The organism is Treponema sp. TIM-1 (assembly GCF_046533115.1).
GTDB lineage: Bacteria > Spirochaetota > Spirochaetia > Treponematales > Breznakiellaceae > JAIRMO01.
This window is the reverse complement of sequence record NZ_JAJQRC010000072.1, coordinates 1-7,538: the sequence shown is the minus strand read 5'-3', so window position 1 is coordinate 7,538 and position 7,538 is coordinate 1. Positions and strand designations below refer to the sequence as shown.

The following is a 7,538-nucleotide window of genomic DNA, read 5'->3' as shown; positions in this document are numbered from 1 at the left end:
AACGACACGAACATCACGAACTTTTGCTTCGATATTCCGGAATTTATACCTGAATTCTCTTCTTTGTTCGTGGGAAAGCAGGAAAGAACTATCGGTGAAAACGCCAATTTGTCTTTGCTTCTGTTCGTGTGGTTCGTGAGGTTCGTGGTTTTTTCTGTTCTTAACGGACCCGCAAACACCGGACATGAAAGCCGGCTTTTTGGTGATACAACCGGACGCAGGTCTCCGCGGCCTCGTCGAGCCCCTCCCCCCGGTAGAGAAACACCAGATCCACCCCCTGCTTGTTTCCCCGTTTCCGCAAAAAACGGTCCAGGGCGGTAGGTTCCCCGGAATCCCGGGGCAGGGCCAGGAGCAGGACCCCCCGGTCGGAAACTTCGGGGAGATCCTCCCCGGCGGACAGGGGAAGCGCCGCGGGATAGGCCAGAGCCTCCGCCAACTCCGCCGCGCTCCCCCCCCGGATAGCCCCGCCGGTATACCCGGCTTGCATATCCATGCCCCGGTCCAGATACTCCAGGGCCAGGGCCAGGGCGTTTTCGCAGAGCAGATCCACCCCCGACCGGGCGGTTTCCGGGGTAAAGAGGAGGGGATCCGCCTGGGTATCCACTAAAATGACCAGCCGGGAATGGGGCGGCGGTTCCGGTTCCCCCTCCCGGACAAAGAGCTCCCCCCCATGGCCGTAGAGTTTCCAGTTGATCCGCCGGGGATCATCCCCGGGTATATACGGCCGGTGATCGGTCAGGTCATCGGTCCGCTGAAAATTAAATTCCGTCCGTTGGGAGTTTCCGCCGGATTGAATATACACCGGCGGCGGCTCCTCCGCCGGGGCAGGCAGGGCCAGAAGCCGGGGCCCCCCGTCCTGGGGTATGGGGAACGAAACCCGGAAAAAGCCCAGGCAATCGGTGATGATAAACCCGTCGTGGGCGCTGTAATAGGCCCCCCGCTCCCGGACCGGGAAAAAGCGCTGATCCTCCTCAAGATTATCCGGATCAAAAACATAGCGGATGATCCGCCCGTCCCTGGTAGCAAGCTGCAGTTCGTACCGGACGAGGATGCCGGGAAAGCGGAAAAAATGTCCCCGGCCGGCGCCGTTCCTGGTCAGGAGCAATTCCCCCCGGCTGCCGGGGCTTATATTCCGTACCGCCAGGCGCACCGAAAGCGCCAGGGCGTTTTTTTTATGGGCCCCGGCAAGGATCAAAACCCCCAGGAAGCTATAGGCCAGGACTGCGATATAGACGGAATTCATCAGGGTAAGGACCAGCTCTTTCCGCAGTCCCCCCACCGCCAGGGCCAGCAGGGCGACGATCCCGGCGGCGATCCCCAAAAACCGCGGTATGGGTACTATGCCCCGGAGACTAAACGAGGGGTTTAAGGGTATTGATCCGCGCAAGGCATAACTCCCGGATTAATTTATCCCCGTGGGAGCGGGGATCCCGCAGCTTAAGCCGGTGGCCCAAAACCGGCACGGCCAGGGCGATGAGATCCTCATCGGTGACATAGGTCCTCCCCTTAACCAGGGCCAAGGCTTTGGCCGCCTGTAAAAAGTGAAGCCCCGCCCGGGGGGAGGCCCCCAGGAGAAAACTCCGGTGGGCCCGGGTATCCCGGACAATATCGGCTATGGCCGCCTTCAGGGCGGTGTGGCAGAAAAGGTCCGCCGCCTCCTGCCGCAGGGCAAGAAAATCCTGCAGCGACAAATGGGGCTCCAGGTTGTTGAGGGCCCCTTCGGCGGGATTGTCCTCCAGAATCGAAAGCTCCGCGTCCCGGTCCGGATAACCCAGGGAGAGGCGCATCATGAAACGATCCAACTGGGCCGCGGGCAGGGGAAAGGTCCCCTCGCTTTCTATGGGGTTCTGGGTGGCGATAACAAAAAACGGCTCCGGGGGACGGTGGGTGGCGGAACCGATGGTAACCTGCCGTTCCGCCATCACCTCCAGGAGGGCGGACTGCACCTTGGGGGTGGTCCGGTTGATCTCGTCGGCCAACACGATATTGGCCAAAACCGGGCCGGGTACAAAGCGGAAGGACCGGCTTTCGGGATCAAACACATCCACGCCGGTGATATCATAGGGGAGCAGGTCCGGGGTAAACTGGATCCGTTTAAAGAGGAGGGGCCTTCCGTCATCGGCGGCGATAAGCTTGGCAAAGGTTTTGGCAACCGTGGTTTTCCCCAAGCCGGGGTTGTCCTCGATAAGTATATGGCCCCCGGCAAGGACCGCCGCGGTAAACAGTTCCAGAAATTCCTGTTTCCCCCGGATAACCCGGGCCGCCCCGTTGATAAGGGTCTCGGTTTTAGTACTCATACGTCCAGTGTACCATGGGGAACGGGTATCAGGGAACTGCCCGGTGAAAAACCCGGTCCGCCCGGCCGGAAAACCAGGTAAAGAGGGCTTCCAGCCGGGTGGAAAAAGAGCGGCCCACCCGTTTGTTCAGCATGGGCAGGGAAATGACCTTTGCCATGGATACGGCGTAAATGAGCAGATGGGTTTCCGTGTCGATTACCGCCAGCAGGGAACAGAGCTTGTTTTCCCCCACGGCGGTGATGAGGCCGTAACGCATCTTGGTAAGGTTCTGCTGGGTCAGTATCAGGCTGTCTCGGCCGGCATAGTAGGTGTATTGGTAGAGATTATCCCCAAAGGTCAGGTCCTTTTGCCGGGCATAGAGGGTCAGTTCCGGGGGCGGGGTACTATAGGAAGGGTCCGGCAGGGGATTTTTGGATTCCGGCCCGTCGATCACCGTGGAAGTCTCGTAAAAAATCCGCATTTCATTGCGGCTGGCGGAGAAGTATTGTAAGCCCGCCAGGCTGCTCAGGGAGAGGGCCCCGTTGTAGAGGGCGTTCCGTTCCGCCTCACTCCAGGCCGCCGGGTCCGGCTTTTGGTAGAGGGAGAGGCTTTCCGCCACCATGCTGGGTTCCAGGTCCCCCATGATGCGGGAGACGATTTGCCCGGCGGAAACATTCCGGGGCAACAGGGCCGGCTGGGGATCCTTGAGCTGGAGGCTGAAAATCGTCCCCTCCCGCAGGAGTTCCTCCGCCCGGCCGGCATCGATAAGGTCATGCAGCGACAGGGTAAATCCCGGCATGATCGCCAGAAAAAAGAGCAAGACCGCGGCGGGTTTTTTCAATGCATGCTTCCCCGATAATAAACCCGGACCTGCTTGTACAGGCCTTCCCCCTCGCTTTTCGTTTCTACGTCGGTGATATCGTTCAGCGTGGTATGGATAAGCCGGCGGTCAAAGGGGTTCATGGGTTCCAGTAATATGGAGCCCCGGCTTTCCCGGACCCGGTCGGCCACGGTATAGGCCAGCCGCACCAGGGATTCTTCCCGGCGGATCCGGTAATTTTCACTGTCCAGGATGATCCGCATGTCCTCCTGGCCCTGCCGGCCCGCATAGATATTGGCCAGCAGCTGGAGGGCGTCCAGGTTTTTCCCTTTTTTGCCGATCAAAATCGACGAGTATTCGGAATCGATTTTAAGGCCCAGCTTGCGTTCCTCCCTAAAGAGTACCGAAACCTTTCCCTCGTACCCCATCCGCCGGATAACTTCTTCCACAAACTGCAGCATTTTCTGCTCAAATTCATTTTTGGCCTCCGGCTCCCCAAACACGGCCTGGCTGTGGGGTTCATCCGGGGATGAAGGGCGCTCATCATCCACATCGTCATCATCATCTTCCGGTAACCGCTCCCGGGAAACTTCGGTATCCGTGTGAACCTGGATCTTCACATATCCCTTCTTAAACAACCCCGAACGCTGGGCTTCGAGGATCTCCACATCAAAACCATCCCTTTTAAGACCTAACTCTTCCGCCGCCCGATCAATTGCTTCTTTTTCGGTACGGCCTTCAAATTCATATACCATAATCCGCTCCTCGCGAAAGAATTTATGCTGTTTTGGTTATCTCTTCCTTTTTCTCCTGGGCGCGATAACCGGCTCGGGGACCGCCGCCGCCGGAGCCTTTTTCCGGGCGATGTATTTATTGATCGCTACCTGCTGCACCATGGTTAATAGATTGGACATGATCCAGTACAACAACAGCCCCGAGGGGACATTATACAGAATAAAGAAAAACACAATGGGCATGACATACAGCATCATTTTCATCTGGGCATTCCCCTTCTGATCCGGGGTCTGGGTCACTTTACCGTAGAGCAACTGGGAACCCAGGTACATAAAGGGGAGCAGCCGCAGATCGCTCCACCCCACCAGGGGGATCTGGAAGGGGGCGAAACTCCATACCACCTCGGGCAGGGAAAGATCCGGAATCCAGCCGGGGATAAACATCGCCCCCCGCAGGTCAAAATGGTTGTTAAACAGGTTATACATGGCGATGAACAGGGGAAATTGCAGCAACAGGGGGAGGCACCCCGACAAGGGGTTATAGCCTTCTTTTTTATACAATTCCGCCATTTCACTGTTCATCTTGGTGGGATTGTCCTTATATTTATCCTGAATTTCCTTGATCTTGGGGGAGAGGGCCTGCATCCGCAGGGTCGATTCCGAACCTTTTTTGGTCAGGGGGAACATCAGGATCTTAACCAGCAGGGTGAGGAGGATAATCGCCACCCCATAATTCGGCACAATATGATAGAAGATCACCAGGAGCCATTTTAAGACCGCTTCCACCGGGGCCAGAATGCCGCTGGTGGTGAGGACCTTGATAAACTGCATGTCCCGGAGTTTAAAACTGTTGTCCCCGTTATCGTACACGGCCAGGGCCTTTTGGTTTTTGGGCCCCAGATAAAACCGGTAGGTGTCGGTGGTCCGGGAACTGTTTGAGGGCGGCCGGATCATGTAAAAACGGGAAGGGCTGGGCAGGCCCGGCTCGGGTTTGGCGGAAAAGGCCAGTTGATACTGGGTGGCATCGGGAACCGCGATAAAGGTGAAGTATTTTCCCGCAATGGCCGCCCAGGAAACCCGGGCGTCGATCAGGGCGGGGGCGTTTTCCGTCACCTTTTCCTGCTTCCGTTTGCCGTTGGCAAAGGTATAATACTGCCGGTAGTCGTAGCGTTGGTCCAATTTTTCGAATTTGGGGCCGATCTGGGGGCCAAAGCCCAGGGTATAGGCGGCGCCGGAAAAATTCAGGGAGGAAACCGAATAGCCGCCGTCCAGGGAGATGGTCAGCTCAAACATATACTCGTCGGGCCTGAAATCGTAGCGTTTGGTCAGGCGGAAACGGCCGTCTTCGCCGTTCAGGGAGACCGCGAAATCCCGGTAAAATTCCACCGAATATTCCGAGGGGGTATTTACATAAAAGAAGGAAGTTACCGGTTCCGCGTTAAGGCCGCCGAAGGCAATGGTAAAGGCATGGGACTCCTTTTCCCCGGGCAGCACCATTTCCACAAAATCATCCTTATCCTTGTGTTCCTTTAACTTATAAGAGACCACATCCCCCCCGGCATTGGTCAGCGCCACCACAACAAGGGGGGTCTCAATGGTAACCCGCTGCTCCACCGGGGGCGCTTCCTCCGCCACATCCGGCAGGGCGGCGCTTTTCGAGGGCGTCTCCGCCGCTTCCCCACCCTGCAAAGCCGTGGTGACCGCCGCGGGCGGGGGGGCCTGGGTTGCCTCCGCCGGGGTTCCCGGTTCAAGGGCTTTGGACTGCATAGTCATACCTTGAATAAAATAAAAAACCGATATAACCACGATTGAAAGTACGACGGCCAACAATGTTCGCTTTTCCATGCGACTCCTTGACAGGAATTACGAAAGCCTTTGAACGTAAGCCAAAGGGCTTTTCCTGTTATTCGTTAAGGTACCGGATCATAACCACCGGAATGAAAGGGATGACAACGCAGGATCCGTTTAAAAGACAGCACCAGACCCCGAAAAACGCCATATTTCTGTACCGCCTCATAGGCATAGGCGGAACAGGTAGGAACATACCTACAACTGGCCGGAAAATGGGGTGAAATAAGCCTTTGATAGAACCGGATCAGCAAAAGAACCAAATTCCGCAAAAGTGTCATAATTCAATTTCCATAAAACAGCCCGGCTTTAGAAAACAGAACCCTCAACTGTTCCATCCGCCCTGCAAAACTATCGTTTCCGGGATAAACCAGCAAAACCAGATCATAACCGGTCTTTAATTCGTTCCGTATAAGCCGGTATGCTTCCCGTCCACAGCGGCGCGATCGGTTCCGTTTTACCGCATTCCCATATTTGCGGCCAAAGGTAAACACCACCCGGTTATGGGGCAATCCATTCCTTTTGAAAAACAATTTTGCCCCGGAACAGGTAACGCTTTTTCCCCGCTTAAAAACCTCCCGGATTCCATCCCTTCTTTTAAGCCGTTCCCTCCGTAAAAACCGGAAAGCGGGCTTCTTTTCCTCGTGAAAAGGCAAGACTTGAGGAGGTCAAGCCGTTAATAGGGCTTTTTTTCGTCGGAAACGCTTAGTTTAATCCGGCCCTTTGCCCGGCGTCTCCTCAAAATCAAACGCCCTCCCCGGGTTTTCATCCGGGCCCGAAACCCAAATTTCCGGTTCCGTTTCACTTTACTTGGTTGATAAGTTCGTTTCATAGGAGTATCTCCTTTGCTGTTTTAACAGCCCATCTATATTAAGGTTCATGGGATCAAAATAATAGGTTCCACCGGTTCCGCCGAACCGATCGTGGAATAGCCTTATCCCAGTGTAGAGGAAACCGGAAGTAAGGTCAATACAAGGATAACGAAATTCAGCGTGGTTAAATTCTCTGTGTCAGGTACTGTTTTTGTTCCGGCAGTTTAGGCTTGGGGGGCAAGCCCGGTGGGGAATTACGCCCTGCTCGCTAACCTGTAGAGTCCGCGTCCACAGCCCGTGACCGGTCTGTTACCGCGGGGAATTCCAGAGACGCGAGCAGGGCGTAATTCCCCGCCGGGCTGCGCCGGCACGGGCCTAAACTGCCGGAGTACCGGGGGGGGGAAGAGGCCTTAGCCGTGGGGGGTACCCCTATGCGCTAACCGGTGGTGGTCGCGGGGAATTCCAGAGACGCGAGCAGGGCGTAATTCCCCACCGGGCTTCGCCGGCACGGGGCCTAAACTGTCGGAGTGCCGGGGGGGGAAGAGGCCAGTTGGGCATTCTCTTCCTCTCCTCACTCCTCTTCGTTCGTGTCTGTTCGTGTCTGTTCGTGTGGTTCGTGTGGTTCGTGTGGTTCGTGTGGTTCGTGTGGTTCGTGGTTAACCCTCTTCCCTCTTAATTCCCTTCTCCCCTTCTCCCCTTCTTCGCCTTCTGCGCCTTTGTGGTGAATTTCTTAATTAGGCCATGGTACCAGGCGCCGGAGGGCGCTTTTTGGGTGAATTTGGCGGGGGGGGCTGAAATTTGACGTTTTTTTGCATTTTTTTTAAAAATTTTTAAAAAAAACGAGATTTTTGGAACTAAACGTGATATAATAATGTGTAGGTAATTATTGGAAAAGGGACCGGCCCAAGCCGGCAGGAAAACAAAAAGGAGGAAGCCATGACATACACTACTATTCTTTATATCACTCCTAACTCCTCCCTTCTCTCTTTTTGTTCATTCTCCATTTTCAATTTCTTACCCCCCCCCCCCCCCCCCCCCCCCCCCCCCC

At 55.8% G+C, this 7,538-nt stretch carries 8 protein-coding genes; all 8 read right to left on the bottom strand.

Going from position 1 to position 7,538, the window contains the following annotated elements:
* Nucleotides 1-160: 160 nt before the first annotated feature.
* The 8 genes from LQZ21_RS14670 to rpmH all read right to left on the bottom strand — a co-directional run bounded on the left by LQZ21_RS14670 (nt 161) and on the right by rpmH (nt 6,510).
* The gene (locus tag LQZ21_RS14670; protein WP_411045326.1) at nt 161-1,387 is read right to left on the bottom strand and encodes a DUF58 domain-containing protein; all 1,227 of its coding nucleotides are present in this window, start codon (nt 1,385-1,387) and stop codon (nt 161-163) included.
* Nucleotides 1,353-2,297 carry an AAA family ATPase gene (locus LQZ21_RS14665; RefSeq protein WP_411045325.1) on the bottom strand — a complete coding sequence of 315 codons (945 nt, stop codon included), beginning with the start codon at nt 2,295-2,297 and terminating at the stop codon, nt 1,353-1,355. Before LQZ21_RS14665 ends, LQZ21_RS14670 begins: the two co-directional genes overlap by 35 nt.
* A gap of 28 nt (nt 2,298-2,325) precedes the next feature.
* Nucleotides 2,326-3,117: a DUF6675 family protein gene (locus LQZ21_RS14660; protein ID WP_411045324.1), complete on the bottom strand. Its 792-nt coding sequence runs from the start codon at nt 3,115-3,117 to the stop codon at nt 2,326-2,328.
* A complete protein-coding gene (jag, locus tag LQZ21_RS14655; protein ID WP_411045323.1) occupies nt 3,114-3,851 on the bottom strand; it encodes an RNA-binding cell elongation regulator Jag/EloR in 738 nt (245 codons plus the stop codon). Before jag ends, LQZ21_RS14660 begins: the two co-directional genes overlap by 4 nt.
* A gap of 36 nt (nt 3,852-3,887) precedes the next feature.
* A complete protein-coding gene (gene yidC, locus LQZ21_RS14650) occupies nt 3,888-5,675 on the bottom strand; it encodes a membrane protein insertase YidC (RefSeq protein WP_411045322.1) in 1,788 nt (595 codons plus the stop codon).
* Between the two features lie 65 nt (nt 5,676-5,740).
* Nucleotides 5,741-5,959, bottom strand: a complete 219-nt coding sequence (gene yidD, locus LQZ21_RS14645; RefSeq protein ID WP_411045321.1) for a membrane protein insertion efficiency factor YidD — start codon at nt 5,957-5,959, stop codon at nt 5,741-5,743.
* Between the two features lie 3 nt (nt 5,960-5,962).
* Nucleotides 5,963-6,334, bottom strand: a complete 372-nt coding sequence (gene rnpA / locus LQZ21_RS14640) for a ribonuclease P protein component (RefSeq protein ID WP_411045320.1) — start codon at nt 6,332-6,334, stop codon at nt 5,963-5,965.
* A 20-nt stretch (nt 6,335-6,354) separates the two neighbouring features.
* The gene (gene rpmH, locus LQZ21_RS14635) at nt 6,355-6,510 is read right to left on the bottom strand and encodes a 50S ribosomal protein L34 (protein ID WP_411045319.1); all 156 of its coding nucleotides are present in this window, start codon (nt 6,508-6,510) and stop codon (nt 6,355-6,357) included.
* Nucleotides 6,511-7,538 lie beyond the last annotated feature (1,028 nt).

Coding starts and splice junctions, on each gene's coding strand:
- yidD (WP_411045321.1), bottom strand. CDS start 5,959: ATGACACTTTTGCGGAATTTGGTTCTTTTGCTGATCCGGTTCTATCAA.
- LQZ21_RS14665 (WP_411045325.1), bottom strand. CDS start 2,297: ATGAGTACTAAAACCGAGACCCTTATCAACGGGGCGGCCCGGGTTATC.
- rpmH (WP_411045319.1), bottom strand. CDS start 6,510: ATGAAACGAACTTATCAACCAAGTAAAGTGAAACGGAACCGGAAATTT.
- yidC (WP_411045322.1), bottom strand. CDS start 5,675: ATGGAAAAGCGAACATTGTTGGCCGTCGTACTTTCAATCGTGGTTATA.
- jag (WP_411045323.1), bottom strand. CDS start 3,851: ATGGTATATGAATTTGAAGGCCGTACCGAAAAAGAAGCAATTGATCGG.